This window comes from Azonexus sp. IMCC34842 (assembly GCF_050368855.1).
Lineage (GTDB): Bacteria > Pseudomonadota > Gammaproteobacteria > Burkholderiales > Rhodocyclaceae > Azonexus > Azonexus denitrificans_A.
In genome coordinates this window covers 1131602-1147542 of the sequence record NZ_CP178449.1, presented here as the reverse complement: position 1 = coordinate 1147542, position 15941 = coordinate 1131602, and the positions used below count along the sequence as shown (strand labels likewise).

Here is a 15941-nt window from a genome sequence, read left to right as displayed (position 1 = left end):
GGCGGATCCCGCTGAATTCCCGCGCCGACCTGCCGCCCTTTAGTGCCGACCACGAAGCCGGGGCCAACCACCCGGGGGTGCTCTCCGGCTGGATGAGCCACAATTTCGAAGAAGGCCATAACCAGTGAGTGCTTGAGCAGGGGGTAACGTTATCGTTCTTTTTTTATGACGCGGACCTCTACGGTCACCAGAAACAGATACACCCGCTTTTTCGTGCCCCGCCGAAAAAACCCTTGTCGCATTCACGACATCGAGCCGACAGCCCTCTGCCCGAAAAACAAATAAGACAAACCATTCAATAGGTTACGAACTGGCACCCGCCTTGCTAGATACAAGCCAAGGAGAGTCCCATGACCCATCGGCAATTCGTCACCATCAACGACACCACCCTGCGCGACGGCGAGCAGTCGGCTGGCGTGGCGTTTTCGCTGGACGAAAAGCTGGGCATCGCCAGCCGGCTTGCCGCCATTGGCGTGCCCGAGCTGGAAGTCGGCATCCCGGCCATGGGCGAAGAGGAATGTGACTCAATCCGCGCCGTCGCCGCCCTCAAGCTGCCGGCCCGGCTGATGGTATGGAGCCGCATGCACCCGGCCGACATCGCCGCCTGCGCCGATCTCGGCGCGCACCTGATCGACATTTCGGTGCCGGCCTCGGACCAGCATCTGGCCTACAAGCTGAAACAGGATCGCACTTGGCTGCTGCGCGAACTGCCCAAATTCATCGGCGCCGCGCTCAGCCTCGGGCTGGAAGTCGGCCTCGGCTGCGAGGATGCCTCGCGCGCCGATCTCAACTTCCTCTGCGCCCTGGCCGAAACCGCCGAACGGGCCGGCGCCCGCCGCCTGCGTTTTGCCGACACGCTGGGCGTCCTCGAACCGTTCGGCACCTTCGACAAAATCAGCACACTGCGCCGCAACACCGGGCTGGAAATCGAAATGCACGCCCACGACGACATGGGCCTGGCCACCGCCAATACGCTGGCCGCCTGCAAGGCCGGGGCGACGCATGTCAATACCACGGTCAACGGCCTTGGCGAACGGGCCGGCAATGCGCCGCTCGAAGAAGTCGTGCTCGGCCTGACCAAGCTCTACGACATCGAAACTGGGGTCAGCCTGAAAGGCTTCCCGGCCCTCTCCAGCCAGGTCGCCACCGCCTCCGGCCGCGCCGTGCCGTGGCAGAAGAGCGTCGTCGGCGCCGGTGCCTTCACCCACGAAGCGGGCATCCACGTCGATGGGCTGCTCAAGCATCCGGACAATTACCAGGGCTTCGACCCGCAGGAAGTCGGCCAGGCGCACCGCATCGTGCTCGGCAAGCACTCCGGCTCGCGGGCGGTCCAGCTCGTCTATGGCGGCCTCGGCCTGACCGTCGATGAGCACGAGGCGCACGCCCTGCTGCCGCGGGTCCGCAACTTTGTCGCCGCCCACAAGCATCCACCGGAAATCAGCGATCTGCGCGAACTTCTGGCCGTGCTCCGGAGCCAACCCCATGTCTGAAGCGATGACCATGACCGCAATTGCGCCTGCCGTACCCGGCCTCTGGGCAACCCTCAAGGAAGACCTGGCCTGCGTCTTCCAGCGCGACCCGGCGGCCCGCTCGACGCTCGAGGTGCTGACCACCTACCCCGGCGTCCATGCCGTGCTCACCCATCGCCTGGCGCACCGGCTATGGCTGTCCGGCTGGCGCTTCCCGGCCCGCTTCCTGTCCTTCCTCGGGCGGACGCTGACCAATGTGGACATCCATCCCGGCGCCCGCATCGGCCGCCGCTTCTTCATCGACCACGGCGCCTGCGTGGTGATCGGCGAAACGGCGGAAATCGGCAACGACGTCACGCTCTACCACGGCGTCACGCTCGGCGGCACCTCCTGGAACAAGGGCAAGCGCCACCCGACCCTGGCCGACGGCGTCGTCGTCGGAGCCGGCGCCAAGATTCTCGGGCCGATCCTGATCGGCGAACGGGTCCGTGTTGGTGCCAATTCGGTGGTCGTCAAGAACGTTCCGGCCGACTGCACGGTGATCGGCGTGCCGGGCCGCATCGTCGATAACCGGATCAGCGGCCTGCGCCCGGAAAACGGCATCAATCTCGATCACAACGTGATGCCGGACCCGGTTGCCAAATCGATCGCCTGCCTGATCGAGCGCATCGAAACGATGGAAAAGGAACTCGCCGAACTGCGCCACGAACCGCCGCCGCCCGACCATAGCGGGCAATGTCAAACCTGTTCTGCCGGCGACTTGTGCTGCGAGCACGAGGCCATGCACTGAGACCATCATGGACCTGCTCGACTTCTCCGATTGCAAGCTCTACTTCGAGGACGCCCTGCCCGCCGAAGCCGAACGGCTGATCGCCCAGGCGGCCAGCGAATACGGCGAGCCGGCGGCCGAACTGTCGCTGCTGCGGGCCCACATGCACGCACCGGAGAACCTCAGCGTGCTGGTCGGCATCTACCGCTACTATTTTTACCAGCACCGGCTGGAGGATGCGCTGGTCGTCGCCGAACGCGCGATGCAGCTTTCCGGCCGCCATCTCGGCCTGCCGACCGACTGGAACCAGCTCGACGAAACCCGGCTCGGCTCGGCCGCCGCCAATTCCTTCGGGCTGCTGCGCTTCTACCTGCTCGCCCTGAAGGCGGCCAGCGTCGTGCTGCTCCGCCTCGGCCGGATTGCCGCCTCGCGAGCCCGGCTGATCAAGCTAGCCAGCCTCGACAGCCGCGACCAGTTGGGCGCCGCGAAATTGCTTGAAGTGGTCGACGAATTCCAGCAGCAAACCGATGAACCCGAACTGACACTTGCAGTCGCCTGAGGAGAAAACGATGGACGATACCCTGACCCTAGCCGAAGCCATGGAAGACCTGGTTTCCGCCGAAGATTTTCTCGACTATTTCGAGGTTCCCTACGAGCCCAGCGTGGTGCACGTCAACCGCCTGCACATCCTGCAGCGCTTCCACGACTACCTGGCCAAGCAGGCACCCAACCTGCCGCCCGAAGAATCCGCCCAGCGCGGCATCTACCGGTTGTGGCTGGAACGTGCCTACCTCGACTTCGTCACCTCGGACTCGCTGACCGAAAAGGTCTTCGCGGTGTTCCAGAACGTTGCCAAGCCGGATGGCGGCATGAGCTCCTTCGTGTCGCTCGACAAGGTCTTCCGGCAATGATGAACGCCCGCTGGGAGTACGGCGAGTCGGTGCGCCTGACGCGCAACGTCCGCAACGACGGGACCTATCCCGGCCTCGATCCGGGCGACCCGCTGGTCCGCCGCGGCAGCATCGGTTACGTAGTCGATGTCGGGACCTTCCTGCAGGATCAGATCATCTACTCGGTGAACTTTCTCGACGAAGGCAAGATCGTCGGTTGCCGCGAGGAAGAACTGATCGGTGCCGACGAGACCTGGACGCCGTCGCGCTTCGAGTTCCGCGAAAAAGTGCGCTCGGCCAAGGGCCTCTCGGTCAATGGCGAGGTGCTGGTCGCCCTCGGCGCCATCGGCGAAGTCATCAAGGTGATCCGCGATGCGCCGGGCGGCGTTGCTTACCACATCCACTTCGACAGCCTGCCGGGCCGCGTTCTGCAAATCCCGGAAGATGCACTGGACCCGACCGAACAAAAGGAATGACGCGATGTTGCACGGCTACCTCGAACTGAAACTCTCCTGGCAACTTTTCCAGAAGGCACCTGAAACGCTTTCCGAGCCGGAACGCAACCGACTGGTCGAAGTCGCCGAAAAACAGGACAGCATCGAGCAGCGCATCCTCGGTAGTTCGCCGGCAGCCAATGTCGTCATCCCGGCGGCGACGCTGACCACCCGGATTGCCGAGATCCGCAAGCGCTACGCCTCGGATGACGAGTTTGCCCAGGATCTGGAACGCAACGGCCTCAACGAGACGACGCTGGCCGCAGCGGTCGAGCGCGACGTTCGGGTCGAAAGCGTCCTCGAAAAAGTCGCCTCGGCCACCCCGGCGGTCAGCCTGATCGATGCCGAGATTTATTACCGGCTGCACCCGGAAGCCTTCGACCGCCCGGAAGCGCGCCGCCTCAGCCACATTCTGATCACCTTCGACAACCCCGGCGAACGCGCCAAAGCCGCGGCGCAACTCGCAACGCTGCGCTCGACACTGAAAACCGCCGAGCAATTCGGCCAGGCCGCCCATCAATACTCGCAGTGTCCGACCGCCATGGAAGGCGGCAAGCTCGGCATCGTCAAGCGCCAGCAGCTCTATGCCGAACTGGAGCCTGCGGCCTTTGCGCTGACCGAAGGCGACATCAGCGCCGTGCTGGAATCGCCGATCGGCCTGCACATCCTGCGCTGCGACGAAATTTTCCCGAGCGGCATGCTGCCCTTTGCCGAAGTCAGCCAACACATCGTCGAACGGCTGACCGACAAGCGCCGCCGCCAGGCCCAAAAAGACTGGATCAAGGCGCTGACCGCGCCGCGGGCACAAGGCTCCGCAATGAAACCGTCGCGGTGACCGGGCACCAGGAATGGAACCCGCAGGCCAACGACAACGAGCTTTGGCAGCAATGCTGGCGCGACAGCGAAACCGAGGATTTTCATCAGCCGGCGGTCAATGCCAACCTGGTCAAATTCTGGCCGGGTCTTGGGCTGTCGCCTAGCGACCGGGTTTTCGTCCCGCTCTGCGGCAAGAGTCTCGATCTGCTCTGGCTGGCCGGCCAGGGCCATCCGGTGGTCGGCGTCGAACTCAGTCCGATCGCCGTCGGCGCCTTCTTCGCGGAAAGCCGGCTGGCGGCGACCAGCAAGCGGGATGGCAAATTCACCCGCTGGCAAAGCGGCCGGATCGACATCCTGTGTGGCGATTTCTTCGACCTGACGGCGGCCGATCTCGGCGACATCACCGTCGTTTTCGACCGCGCTTCGCTGACCGCGCTGCCGGAAGAGCTCCGCCACGCCTACCTGGCGCATCTGCGCAAGATCCTGCCCGAGCAGTGCCGGATGTTCCTGCTCACCACCGAGGAACCGGACGATGGCGAGACACCGGACCAGGCCTTTGCCATCGCCGATGAAATCACCAGCCTGTACACGCTGGCCTTCGACATCCAGTTGCGCCACGTCGAGAGCATTTTCGAATCCGCTCCTGAGCAGTCCGGCGGACGGCCGGTTCGCATCGAGCACAAGGTCTATCTGCTGACCCCCAAAGCGGAAATCCTGCTCTGAAGGTTTCGCTCGCTGGTGGAACGAACCATTTACCGCGCCACTTGCCGAGCCCGGCTCCGCTTTAGGGCGCCGCGTGCGGGAATCCCTATATCGATTGTCATCGCAGCCGACAACGATCGTCATACCGCCCGACGTCGCTCCGCCTTGAACAATGGGAATATGCCGAGAAACAGCCAAAGGCTGCGAAGCGCGGCGAACTTCCCTTGGCGACGGCGACCAGGGTCACGCTGCCTCGATGTCGATTGGCCAACGGATTGAATCTGTCATAGCCATATGTTGGCTATCAAACAGACCGGGTTGCGCATCGCCATTAACTTGTCTAAACGAGGAAAAGCTTATCTTGGCAACAGGCCGACAAGAGCAACCGGAATGCTGGGTTGAGGAAAACGATGAAAAACGCGAGCATGGCCCAGGGTACATATGCCGGTTCGGCCCAAACAGACGGGGCGGCAGACGAAACCGACCCGCAAAGGTTGCTTCATGAGTTGCGGGTACATCAGATCGAACTCGAATCGCAGAACGATGAACTGCACTGCGCGCAGGACGAACTGGAAGCCTCGCGCCAGCTCTATTTCGACCTCTACGACCTGGCCCCGGTCGGTTACTGCACGCTGAGCGACTCGGGGCTGATCCTGCAGGCCAACCTGACTGCCGCCACGCTGCTTGGCGTGGCGCGCGACGATCTGGTCAAGCAGCAGATTCGCCGCTTCATTCCCCCGAATGAACACGACACCTTCCTCCGTCATAGCCAGCAGCTGTTTGCCACCGGCGAACAACATAGCTGCGATCTGCGCATGGTGAAAAAGGACGGCACGATCTTCTGGGCCCACCTGCTCTCACTCGGCCTCCAGGGCACCGACGGCAAGCGCGTCTGCCGCATGGCGCTTACCGACATCAGCGAGCGCAAGCTGGCGGAAGAGGCATTGCTCGAGCAGAAGGAATTCTTTCATCTGATCACCGACAATCTTTCCGACTTCATTGCCGTGCTCGACCTCGACGGACGGCGACTCTACAACAGTCCGTCGTACCAGCAGATTTTCGGCACGAAGGATCTGCACGACACCGATTCTTTCGCCGAAATTCACCCGGACGACCGCGAACGGGTCAAAAAAGTTTTCCGGGAAACCGTGCAGACCGGCGTCGGCAGCCAGATCGAATTTCGCTTCCAGATGGCCGACGGCAGCGTCCGCGACATGGAGTCGCGCGGCAGCGTGATCCGCGACCGGCAGGGGAATGTCATCCGCGTGGTTGTCGTCTCGCAGGACATTACCGAGCGCAAGCAGTTGCAGGAACAGGTCCGACAGATGGCCTTCCATGACTTGCTCACCCGCCTGCCCAACCGGCGCTTGTTCAATGACCGCTTGAGCCAAGCGATGGCAGCCAGCGCCCGCAGTTTCTGCCACGGCGCGCTGATGTTTATCGATCTGGACAATTTCAAGCCGCTCAACGACGCCCATGGGCACGATGTCGGCGACCTATTGTTGATCCAGGCCGCCGATCGGCTGAAACATAACGTCCGCGAAATCGACACCGTGGCCCGTTTCGGCGGCGACGAATTTGTCGTGATGCTCGGCCAGATGGATCAGGACAAGGCCGAGTCGATCGCCCAAGCCGGGATCATTGCCGAAAAATTGCGGGCCGCCATGGCCGAACCCTATCGCCTGACCATCAGCCACGACGGGGAAGCCGAACGGACCATCAACCACAGCTGTACCTCGAGCATCGGCGTAACCCTGTTCAACCAGCATGACGCCAGCCTGGGCGGCATCCTGAAGCGCGCCGATGCGGCGATGTATCGGGCCAAGCAGGCCGGCGGCAATCAGATTCGCTTTTCCGCCGCCCCGGCATGACCGGCGGCCGACACCCGCGAGGCGGGTGATCCGGGAACTCAGGCCAGCGGCACCGCCATCCTCGGCCCGCTCCCCAGCAAACGGGAGAAATCGCCGGCCGGTAGCGGGTAGCTGAATAAAAAACCCTGTCCCTCGTCGCACTGCTGGTTTTGCAGAAAAGCCAGTTGCTCGGCGGTTTCGACGCCTTCGGCGACCACCCGCTGCTTGAGGCTTTTCCCCATGCTGATGACCGCGCTGACAATCGCGGCATCGTCGGCATTGCCCGGGACATCGCGAACGAAGGACTGGTCGATCTTCAGCGTATCGATGGGAAAGCGATTGAGATAACTCAGGCTCGAATAGCCGGTTCCGAAGTCGTCGATCGCCAGTTGCACGCCCATCGCCTTGAGTTGCTCAAGAACCGAGGCCGACGCCTCCGCCTCATGCATCAGGATGCTTTCGGTCAGCTCCAGTTCGAGATAGCGCGGCGCCAGGCCGGTCTCCTCAAGGATCAGTGCCAGCTCTTCGATGAAATCGACGTGCCTGAACTCGATCGCCGAAATATTGACGGCCACCGGCACGGCGCGTAGTCCGTAATCGAGCCAGACCTGGACTTGGCGGCAGGCTTCGCGCAGCACCCAGCGGCCGATCGGCACAATCAGGCCGCACTCTTCGGCGATCCGCACGAACTGCCCTGGATAGACGATGCCAAGTTCCGGATCCTGCCAGCGAATCAGCGCCTCGGCACCAGTGATCTGGCCGGAAGCGATATTGATCTTCGGCTGGTAATGCAGTTCGAACTCCCCCTGGAGCAAAGCCCGGCGCAGACTGCTTTCGACAAACAGGCGCTGGACGGCGCGGGTATTCATGTCGGCGGTGAAGAACTGAAAATTGTTGCGGCCTTTGGCCTTGGCGAAATACATCGCCGTATCGGCGTTCTGCATCACCGCATCGGCACTGATCCCGTCATCGGGAAAGATGCTGATGCCGATGCTCAGCGTGATATGGAGTTCGTGCTTGTCAATGCTGTGCGGCACGGTCAGCGCGGCCAGCAGCTTTTCTGCGACCTGGGCGGCATCCTGCTGGTTCTCGATTTCCGCCAGCAGGATGACGAATTCGTCGCCACCCTGGCGACAAACCGTATCCGTTGTCCGCACGCAGTCAACCAGACGCACGGCTATCGATTTCAGCAAGCGGTCGCCGACCTCATGGCCCAGCGAATCGTTGATGTTCTTGAAGTAATCGAGATCGAGATAGAGCAGTGCAACCTGCTTGCGGTGGCGCATGGCCTGGGCAATGGCCTGGAGAAAGCGCTCGGTGAGCAGCAGGCGATTGGGCAAGCCGGTCAGGAAGTCATGCTGGGCCAGATGCGACATCTTCATGGCCATGGCGCGCGATTCGCTGACATCGTGAAAGACGATGACGGCACCGCTGACCTGGCCGTCCCGGTTGTGGATCGGCGCCGAGGAATCCTCGATCGGCGACTCATAGCCGTCGCGCCGGATCAACACGCTGTTCATCTCCAGTCCGACGATCCGGTTTTCGGTGATGGCCAGTTGCGCCGGATTGACGGTCGCTTCACGGGTCGTCCCGTCGACAATCCGGAATACTTCAGCCAACGGCTTGCCCTGCGCATCGTCGGCCGACCAGCCGGTCATCCTTTCGGCCACCCGGTTCAGATAGGTCACATTGCCCGCCAGATTGGTCGACAGCACCGCGTCGCCGATCGAGTTGAGCGTCACCTGGGCTCGCTCCTTTTCCTCGAACAGGGCTTCCGTCGCCTGTTGCAATTCCAGTTCGGTCGCCTTGCGCTCGGTAATGTCTTCAACTATCTGTACCCGACCGCGCAAGGTCGAGCCATCGTGCATGGGCGCCGCATTCAGACGGGTCCAGACGATACTTCCATCGCCCCGCATGAAGCGCACTTCGGTCTGATACGGCTCCTGGCCGCGCACCGCATCGCGCCACTCGGCGACGATACGCTGCCGGTCGGCCGCGTGAATAGCCGTACTCCATTTGGTGCCAAGGGCCTGCTCGAAGTCCAGCCCGGATATCTTGTGATACGCCGCATTGGTATAGACGCAATCGCCCTGCGCATCGGAGACGAAAATACCGAGCGGCGAGGCGTCGCTCATGGCGCGAAAACGCTCCTCGCTATCGAGCAAGGCATCGCGGCTCGCCTTGCGTTCCATGATGTAGCGCAGCGCATGGGGCAGCCAGTGGGCATCGACATGGCCCTTGGTGAAATAGTCGTGAGCCCCGAGCTGCACCGCCTGGTGCGCCAGTTCTTCGTCGCTGGCACCACTCAGCACCAGAATCAGGGCGCGCGGTGCCGCCTTGAAGACCTGATCGAAGACCGCGATGCCCTGGCCATCCGGCAAGGTCAGGTCAAGCAGGACAACGTCAACGGCCGACTGGGCCAGCCGAGCGAGTGCGGCGGAAAGCAGCGTCACGCATTCGACCTGATAGCTACGACCAACCGAACCGGCCAGCGCTTCCTTGATCAGTCGGGCATCGTCCGGTTCGTCCTCGACCAGCAGAACGCTGGTCGGCGGACTGCTCACGGCCGGACTACTCATGAAGAAACGGGATCGGGTTTGTCGGCAATCGGTTTGTCGCTAAACAGGAACTTCCTGAACTGCCGAGAAAACGTTTGGTCTTGGCGCTGGATCCACTCCAGCAACATCGCTGCGTGTTCCTTTTCCTCGTCCCGATTGTGTTCGAGGATGGCCTTCAATTCGGCATCGTCGCAGGCATCGCAGCGCTGGTTGTACCAATCGACGGCTTCCAGTTCCTCCATCAGGGAGACGATTGCCCGATGCATGTCGCGCGTTTTAGCGGAGAGCCTGTTTTCCGGCTCGTGATAACCAATACTGGCCATTCTTTACTCCTTCAGGGGATGTCCTTGCGCAGCAGCCGGCCTCGGCCTGTCCGCGGGCTGGGTGCGCTGTGCCGCACCCAGCGTGCTCTGATCAGGCAGGACTAGGGGCGGAAGTCCTTGTTGGCATCTTCAAAGCTCTTGATCTGCTTTTCAGCTTCGTCCTTGGTGATGCCGTAGCTTTCCTGCAGCTTGCCGGCCAGTTCGTCGCGCTTGCCGGCAATCACGTCGAGATGGTCATCGGTGAGCTTGCCCCACTGCGTTTTGACCTTGCCTTTGAACTGCTTCCAGTTCCCTTCAACGATATCCCAATTCATGTCCAACTCCTTTTGCCTGGGCTCCGACGGGCCGGATGGCCGATCGAGCACCCCTTGTCACATTTGAAGTAAACACAGGATGCAGAGGCTAGGTTATGCGGATACCCGGACTTGCTCTGTGCGCTCTCGTACATAGAACAGGCATTCAGCGCCGGCTGACAATGGCGCCGATGACGATCCCGGCGGCGGCGGCAATGCCGAGCACGGTCCAGGGATTCTCCCGGACATAGCGATCGGTGGCATCGACCGTACATCTGGCCCCGTCGCTGACCGCCGTGCGGGCATCGAGCAGCCGTGATTTCGCCTGCTCCAGCCGGGCTTCGAGTTTGCTGCGGGCGAGCGTGAATTCGTCGGCAGTCGCCCCGGCGACATTGTTGAGCAAGTCTTCGGCATCGCCGACGACGCGTTTGAGGTCATTGACGAGGGCTTGTTTGCTGCCTTCGACTGTCCCTTGCGGGGTGATCGTTTCGATGGTCATGGGTTTCTCCTGGTGCGTTTCCGGGTGGCAATTGCCGTAGGTGCGAAGGCATTCGGCGTGCGGCCTTGCCCTGCTCCGCATCCTCGACCTCACCCCGGCGCATGTCTGTGTGCTGGCGAACAGACGCAGCCGCCAGGCCGCGTAGGCTTGTTTACAAGCGAGAAACGCTGTCGGCCGCAAGGTCGGCATACAACCCGGAACAAGGAGAAATCAAATGTCATTAGGAACAATTCTGCTGATCGTGGTGGTTCTGCTATTGATTGGCGCCATTCCCAGCTGGCCGCACAGTCGCGGCTGGGGTTACGGCCCGAGCGGCGGGCTTGGGCTGGTACTGGTCATCTTGCTGGTCCTGGTTCTGCTCGGCCGGATCTAACCCGACAGATCGCCAGCCAGCCTGGCGGTCTGCCGAAAGCCCCTGAACCAGCAACGCAGGGGCGATTACCAAAGGAAATGCCATGTTGCGTTACGCCGTCATATTCTTCATCGTTGCGCTGATCGCCGCGCTGTTCGGCTTTACCGGCATCGCCGCCGGGGCCGTCGAAATCGCCAAGATCCTGTTCTTCATTTTCATCCTGCTCTTTGTCGTCTCGCTGGTCATGGGGCTGACGCGGGGCAAGTGAAGCCGCTCGCGCTAGATGCTGGCGAGAACCTTCCCGTAGGCCTCGGCCAAGCGGTGCAAGGCGTCGTGCTGCAAGGTTTCGCCAACCTCATTGAGGTCGACGCCCTGAACCGACAGCGCGACGATGTGGTAATGCGCCTTCTCGATGCCATCGGCCAGCAGGTCGAGGGCTTCGCCGCGCTGCCGGAAGGCCGACAAGGTCGTCTCCGGCAGCGTATTGATGGTTTTCGGACCGATCAGCGCCTCGACGTAAAGTAACTCGTCGTATTCCGGGTTCTTGTTGCCGGTACTGGCCCAGAGCAGCGTTTGCGGCCGCACGCCGGCCTCGCCAAGGGCAGCGAAATCCGGGCCGTGAAACAGCTCGAGATAACGGTGATAGCAGCGCTTGGCCAGGGAAATTCCGGTCCATCCCTGGAGCACCCGGGCAAGCGGTGTCGCGATGACCTCCAGACGCTGATCGACCAGCGTATCGAGGTCGCTCAAAAAGATACTCGCCACCGAGCGCAACTGCCCGCCATTCCCGCCATCGGCCAGCCAGCGTTGCGCCCCGCGCCCATAGGCTTGCGCCACCGCTTCGTAGTGGGCGAAGGAAAAAATCAGCGTGACGTTCACCCGGATGCCGGCGGCGGTCAGCTGTTCAAAAGCACGGATTCCCGCCGCGCTGGCCGGCACCTTGATGAGCAGGTTGTCGCGGGCGACCGCCCGGTGCAGGCGTAATACCGCCGCCTCGGTCGCCGCCGCGTCATGCGCCAGCGTCGGCGACACGTCGAGACTGAGATAACCGGTCTCGCCGGAACTGGCGACATAGGCAGGCCAGAGCAAGTCGCAGGCCGCCTGAATGTCGGGAATGATCAGCGACTCGTAGCGCCCTTCGGCATCGAGACCGGCGGCGCGCAGCCGTTGCAGATCGTCGGCATGTTGCGGACTGCCGGCCATGGCGTTGTGCAAGGTGGCGGGGTTGGTGATCACTCCGTCGATGCCGTCCGCGTCGATCAAGCGCTGCAAGCTGCCGTCCCGGAGCTGGCCCGGCGAAAGATCGTCGAGCCAGATGTGCTGACCGAGCGCCTTGAGCGCCCGCAGCGGATTTTTCTTCATGCTCAGAGAATGGCCGGCGTTTGGCCCGGCGTCGTCCGGTAATAGGCATGAATACCGGCCGCCCAGGTCGGGTCGGCCATATCCGGCCACTTGTTCTTGTCGAAGCCGGGCGCACTGTCAAGTTGCTCCTTGGTCACGTCAAGGACGAAGCGCTTGTTCTCGGTATCGAGCGTCAGCGCCTGCCACGGCACGGCAAAAAACTTCTCGCCGACGCCCATGAAGCCGCCGAACGACAGCACGGCATAGCTTACCTGGCCGTTGCCGCGCATATCGAGCATGATCTCCTTGATCTCGCCGAGATCCTCGCCGGCCTTGTTGTAAACATCGTTGCCGACGAGCGTATTGGCGCCCATCAGATAGGGGCCGGGGCCATGGCTGGTATCCGGCCCGGAAGCATTGTCCGTTGTCGCCTTGTAGATGCCGTACAGATCGCGTTCTTCATAGTTCATCAGTGTCTCCGGTCGAGGTAATCGGGAATCGTGCGGGCGGCGTGCCGTGGGCTGCTCACCGTTGATCGAGACTAGCCGCCCCTCGCGGCATGGTCTGTTCGACAGGCCACAGAGCCGGGCAAGCGGCGATCGGCCAAGCGAGCGGCGCCGACCGGTCGCCGGCGGCCGCGACTCAAGCGGCGAATTGCCGGGCCGCGAAGGCCCAGACCATGCGCGAGGCATCCGGTCCCTGCCCGTCGCTGTACGGCTGACTGGCGGCGCCGCCGCTCCAGGCATGGCCCAGTCGGCTGACGGCGACCAGCGTGGCGACCAATCGGCCCCGGCGCTTGTAGTCGGTTACCACCATCGGGTAGCGCTGGCCGCGCTGCACCGTGCGCGCTTCGCCGCTCCGCGCGCCAGCCGCGGCGGCCCAGGCCTGCACCGCGGCCAGGCCGTTGTGCAGCGAGACCACCGCATCTGCATCGCCGTGGATGACCAGCAGCGGCGGCCAGGAAATCGCCATGGTCAGCGGGGTGGCGGCGAGCGGCCGCGTCGCCCGGTGGCCGTGCATCGCCCCCAGCGCCGACAGCGGCGAATGGGCGGTCCCCGGCGGAATGCCCGAATGCATGACCACCGCCTTGAAGCGATCGGGATGCCGGGTGACCAGCAAGGCGGCCATGCTGGCCCCCGCCGACAACCCGGCGATTGCGATACGCGTACTGTCGACCGGATGGAGCAGGCAGACCTGATCGATGGCCTGCATGATCAGCGCCGCTTCGCCATAGGCCCGACCGGATGTCGTGTCGAACCAGTTCCAGCAGCCCTGACCGTTGGCCAGACGATCCTGTTCCGGGTAGAGGACGAGAAATCGCTCGCGCCGGGCAAGGCCGTTCATCCGCGTGCTCGTCGCAAAGGCATTGGCATCCTGCCCGCAGCCATGCAGCATGACGATCAGCGGCAACCGCTCGCCAAACTTGACGCCGGGCGGCCGATAAAGGCGGAAACGGCGTGCCCCGCTGGCGCCCAGCGCCAGGCCGAGACTCCAGCTGCCATCCCCGGTGGGCGGCTTGCTCTTGGCGACGACGGTATGCTTGAGCGCCTGCTTGAGCACCCGCACACCGGATTTGGTGGCACTACGGGTAGCCGTCGCCAGGCTGCGCTGGAAAATCTTCGCCCACGGCGAAGCGCGCAAGCGTTTTCTCATTGGCGAGTACCTGCCGCTGCCGCGCCGGATTGCGCGGGCTTCAGCGCCCGGCCGTCAGCCGCGAAAGCCCGAACCGGCCGGCGCGTCAGTGCCGATCCCCGGACGGGGTCGGCATCTCGCCAGCGGCAGCCGGCGTAGCGAGCGGATCGGTGGCGCTGCTGGGGTTTTCCGGCGCTGTATCAACTGCCGGGGGAATGATCGGCCGCCAGCAGCAACAGCCGGCTTCCTGCGCCCCGCGCATGACCGGCTGGCGGCGCGGCGTGGTTTCTTCTTTTGTCATGGATCGTTCCTCCCCGTTAAAGCTCAGTCGGCACGACTGCTTTTGACCAGCGCGGTCAGCGCCAGCAGGAGCTTCTGGATCTGTTTCCGGGTCGGCTCATCGGTCAGCTTGCCATCTTCGGTAAAGCGCCGTTCGGCATTGCCGATCATCACTTCCGGCTGATTGACGGTCGGCATGTTCAGCGCGACGAGGATTTGTCGCAGATGGTATTGCGCCCGCGCCGTTCCCAGACTGCCGATCGAAACGCCCATCACGGCCGCCGGCTTGCCCACCCAGGCGCTTTCGCCATAGGGCCGCGACGCCCAGTCGATGGCGTTCTTCAGACAACCCGGGACCGAGTAGTTGTATTCGGGAGTGGCGAACAGGATGGCGTCGGCCGACAGGATGCGCCGGCGGAACTCGACGACGGCCGGCGGTGGGGTCAGTTCGGTGCCCTGGTCATAAATCGGAATGCCATGCAGTTCGACCAGGCCGAGCATGGCGCCCTCGGGCAGCAGTTCATGCGCGGCCTTGAGGGCGAAGCGGTTGTACGAGTTCTTGCGCAGACTGCCGACGATCCCCAGAATTTTTATCTCGCTCATGTTCGCTGGCTCCTTGTTCAAGTCAGCCAAGGATGCCTGCCCCCGCGCTCGGCCGCTGTGCGCCAGCGCACATTGATAAAACGGCGATCTGTGTGCGCCAGCGAACTGTATTGCGCCGGCGCTCGGCGCAACGTAGGGATTCGCATGGTCCACCGACCAAGCCATAGCGGCCATGCCCATTGATAGCCAAGGAGATAGCCATGCTCAACCCGTCACATTCCCGCCGGCGCCCGCTCGTTCGCGCGGCCCAGTTTGCCCTGCTGCTTATCGCCTCGGCCAGTCTTCACGCGGAACCGTCGATAGCGATTCCGTTGAATGGCAGTGCCGAGGTACCGCCGGTCAGTACTACGGCGACGGGATCCAGCCAGATTACGGTGCTACCCGACCGTAGCGTGAATGGCAGCGTCAAGATTTCCGGCATGGTCCCGACCATGGCCCATATCCACGAGGCCGCCGTCGGAAAGAACGGGCCGCCGATCATCACGCTGCTGCCCGCGCCGAACGACAGCTATGCCGTGCCGGCCGGCGCCAAGCTGACGGAAGCGCAGTACGCCAGCTACACAGCCGGCAAGCTTTACGTGAATGTGCATAGCGCCAAATACCCGGATGGGGAAATCCGGGCGCAGTTACTCGGCAAGCCGATGCGGCTGGCCAACTGACTTGTCGTCAGGAGAAAACCCATGAACCTAACCGATTGCCCCGGCCACGTTGCCAGGCCAAGGGTATTTCCTTCCATTGCTTTTATTGCCAAGGACATGACATGAAAAAACTTGCCGTACTACTGATCGCCGTCGCCACGCTGCTCACCGGCTGCGTTGTCTATGATGGCCCCTACCGCGACGGCGAGCGCCGTGGCGACCGGGATGGCCCGCCACATCGCGGCGATCGGGATCGCGACCACGACCGCGATGGCGTGCCGGATCGTCAGGACCGGCGCCCGAACAACCCCGAGCGCTACTGAAACACCACCCCCGGTTGGCCGGGGCCACGCCGTCCGGCAAATTTGGAACCCTGTCGGCCAAGGGGTTTCCAACAGCGCGGGGCGGCTTTTTGCGCGCCACCCGCTTCATT

The 15941-nt window shown here is 63.0% G+C and carries 21 protein-coding genes; 12 read left to right on the top strand and 9 right to left on the bottom strand.

Annotation, left to right across the window (positions count from 1 at the left end; genetic code table 11):
• Positions 1–350 precede the first annotated feature (350 nt).
• The 8 genes from nifV to ACLIKD_RS05385 all read left to right on the top strand — a co-directional run bounded on the left by nifV (position 351) and on the right by ACLIKD_RS05385 (position 7011).
• Positions 351–1490 (top strand): homocitrate synthase, encoded by a 1140-nt coding sequence (gene nifV / locus ACLIKD_RS05420; RefSeq protein WP_428827483.1) that lies wholly within the window; start codon positions 351–353, stop codon positions 1488–1490.
• The gene (cysE, locus tag ACLIKD_RS05415) at positions 1483–2259 is read left to right on the top strand and encodes a serine O-acetyltransferase (protein WP_428827482.1); all 777 of its coding nucleotides are present in this window, start codon (positions 1483–1485) and stop codon (positions 2257–2259) included. The genes nifV and cysE overlap by 8 nt, the downstream gene beginning before the upstream one ends.
• A 7-nt stretch (positions 2260–2266) precedes the next feature.
• Positions 2267–2797 (top strand): hypothetical protein, encoded by a 531-nt coding sequence (locus ACLIKD_RS05410; protein ID WP_428827481.1) that lies wholly within the window; start codon positions 2267–2269, stop codon positions 2795–2797.
• A gap of 10 nt (positions 2798–2807) precedes the next feature.
• Positions 2808–3149: a nitrogenase-stabilizing/protective protein NifW gene (gene nifW, locus ACLIKD_RS05405; RefSeq protein WP_428827480.1), complete on the top strand. Its 342-nt coding sequence runs from the start codon at positions 2808–2810 to the stop codon at positions 3147–3149.
• Positions 3146–3604 (top strand): nitrogen fixation protein NifZ, encoded by a 459-nt coding sequence (locus ACLIKD_RS05400; RefSeq protein ID WP_226419290.1) that lies wholly within the window; start codon positions 3146–3148, stop codon positions 3602–3604. The genes nifW and ACLIKD_RS05400 overlap by 4 nt, the downstream gene beginning before the upstream one ends.
• A gap of 4 nt (positions 3605–3608) precedes the next feature.
• The gene (gene nifM, locus ACLIKD_RS05395) at positions 3609–4457 is read left to right on the top strand and encodes a nitrogen fixation protein NifM (protein ID WP_428827479.1); all 849 of its coding nucleotides are present in this window, start codon (positions 3609–3611) and stop codon (positions 4455–4457) included.
• Entirely contained in the window at positions 4454–5161 is a 708-nt protein-coding gene (locus ACLIKD_RS05390) for a thiopurine S-methyltransferase (protein ID WP_428827478.1), read from the top strand. The genes nifM and ACLIKD_RS05390 overlap by 4 nt, the downstream gene beginning before the upstream one ends.
• A 389-nt stretch (positions 5162–5550) precedes the next feature.
• Positions 5551–7011 carry a diguanylate cyclase gene (locus ACLIKD_RS05385; RefSeq protein WP_428827477.1) on the top strand — a complete coding sequence of 487 codons (1461 nt, stop codon included), beginning with the start codon at positions 5551–5553 and terminating at the stop codon, positions 7009–7011.
• A gap of 38 nt (positions 7012–7049) precedes the next feature.
• Here the strand turns inward: ACLIKD_RS05385 and ACLIKD_RS05380 are convergent, their stop codons facing one another.
• From ACLIKD_RS05380 to ACLIKD_RS05365, 4 genes are all read right to left on the bottom strand, one after another.
• Positions 7050–9569, bottom strand: coding sequence for an EAL domain-containing protein (locus tag ACLIKD_RS05380; RefSeq protein WP_428827476.1), 2520 nt, complete (start codon positions 9567–9569; stop codon positions 7050–7052).
• Positions 9566–9871 (bottom strand): encapsulin-associated ferritin-like protein, encoded by a 306-nt coding sequence (locus ACLIKD_RS05375; RefSeq protein ID WP_428827475.1) that lies wholly within the window; start codon positions 9869–9871, stop codon positions 9566–9568. The genes ACLIKD_RS05380 and ACLIKD_RS05375 overlap by 4 nt, the downstream gene beginning before the upstream one ends.
• A gap of 101 nt (positions 9872–9972) precedes the next feature.
• Positions 9973–10185, bottom strand: coding sequence for a CsbD family protein (locus ACLIKD_RS05370; RefSeq protein ID WP_428827474.1), 213 nt, complete (start codon positions 10183–10185; stop codon positions 9973–9975).
• Between the two features lie 145 nt (positions 10186–10330).
• Positions 10331–10663 (bottom strand): DUF883 family protein, encoded by a 333-nt coding sequence (locus ACLIKD_RS05365; protein WP_428827473.1) that lies wholly within the window; start codon positions 10661–10663, stop codon positions 10331–10333.
• 214 nt (positions 10664–10877) lie between these two features.
• Here ACLIKD_RS05365 and ACLIKD_RS05360 point away from each other — a divergent pair, with 214 nt between their 5' ends.
• Together ACLIKD_RS05360 and ACLIKD_RS05355 are read left to right on the top strand one after the other, a co-directional pair.
• Positions 10878–11036, top strand: a complete 159-nt coding sequence (locus ACLIKD_RS05360; RefSeq protein WP_428827472.1) for a DUF3309 family protein — start codon at positions 10878–10880, stop codon at positions 11034–11036.
• 82 nt (positions 11037–11118) lie between these two features.
• Entirely contained in the window at positions 11119–11283 is a 165-nt protein-coding gene (locus ACLIKD_RS05355; RefSeq protein WP_226472936.1) for a DUF1328 domain-containing protein, read from the top strand.
• A gap of 11 nt (positions 11284–11294) precedes the next feature.
• Here the strand turns inward: ACLIKD_RS05355 and tal are convergent, their stop codons facing one another.
• From tal to ACLIKD_RS05330, 5 genes are all read right to left on the bottom strand, one after another.
• Positions 11295–12377 (bottom strand): transaldolase, encoded by a 1083-nt coding sequence (gene tal / locus ACLIKD_RS05350; protein WP_428827471.1) that lies wholly within the window; start codon positions 12375–12377, stop codon positions 11295–11297.
• A 2-nt stretch (positions 12378–12379) separates the two neighbouring features.
• Positions 12380–12826: a PRC-barrel domain-containing protein gene (locus ACLIKD_RS05345; protein WP_428827470.1), complete on the bottom strand. Its 447-nt coding sequence runs from the start codon at positions 12824–12826 to the stop codon at positions 12380–12382.
• A 172-nt stretch (positions 12827–12998) separates the two neighbouring features.
• On the bottom strand, positions 12999–14009 hold the full coding sequence (locus tag ACLIKD_RS05340) for an extracellular catalytic domain type 1 short-chain-length polyhydroxyalkanoate depolymerase (protein WP_428827469.1): 1011 nt from the start codon (positions 14007–14009) through the stop codon (positions 12999–13001).
• A gap of 85 nt (positions 14010–14094) precedes the next feature.
• Positions 14095–14289 carry a hypothetical protein gene (locus tag ACLIKD_RS05335; RefSeq protein WP_428827468.1) on the bottom strand — a complete coding sequence of 65 codons (195 nt, stop codon included), beginning with the start codon at positions 14287–14289 and terminating at the stop codon, positions 14095–14097.
• A gap of 23 nt (positions 14290–14312) precedes the next feature.
• Positions 14313–14870 carry an NADPH-dependent FMN reductase gene (locus ACLIKD_RS05330; RefSeq protein WP_428827467.1) on the bottom strand — a complete coding sequence of 186 codons (558 nt, stop codon included), beginning with the start codon at positions 14868–14870 and terminating at the stop codon, positions 14313–14315.
• A gap of 200 nt (positions 14871–15070) precedes the next feature.
• Between ACLIKD_RS05330 and ACLIKD_RS05325 the strand changes: the two genes are divergently transcribed.
• Both ACLIKD_RS05325 and ACLIKD_RS05320 read left to right on the top strand, forming a co-directional pair.
• Complete coding sequence (locus ACLIKD_RS05325) at positions 15071–15529, top strand: CHRD domain-containing protein (protein ID WP_428827466.1); 459 nt, start codon at positions 15071–15073, stop codon at positions 15527–15529.
• A 101-nt stretch (positions 15530–15630) separates the two neighbouring features.
• Positions 15631–15831 (top strand): hypothetical protein, encoded by a 201-nt coding sequence (locus ACLIKD_RS05320; RefSeq protein WP_428827465.1) that lies wholly within the window; start codon positions 15631–15633, stop codon positions 15829–15831.
• Positions 15832–15941 lie beyond the last annotated feature (110 nt).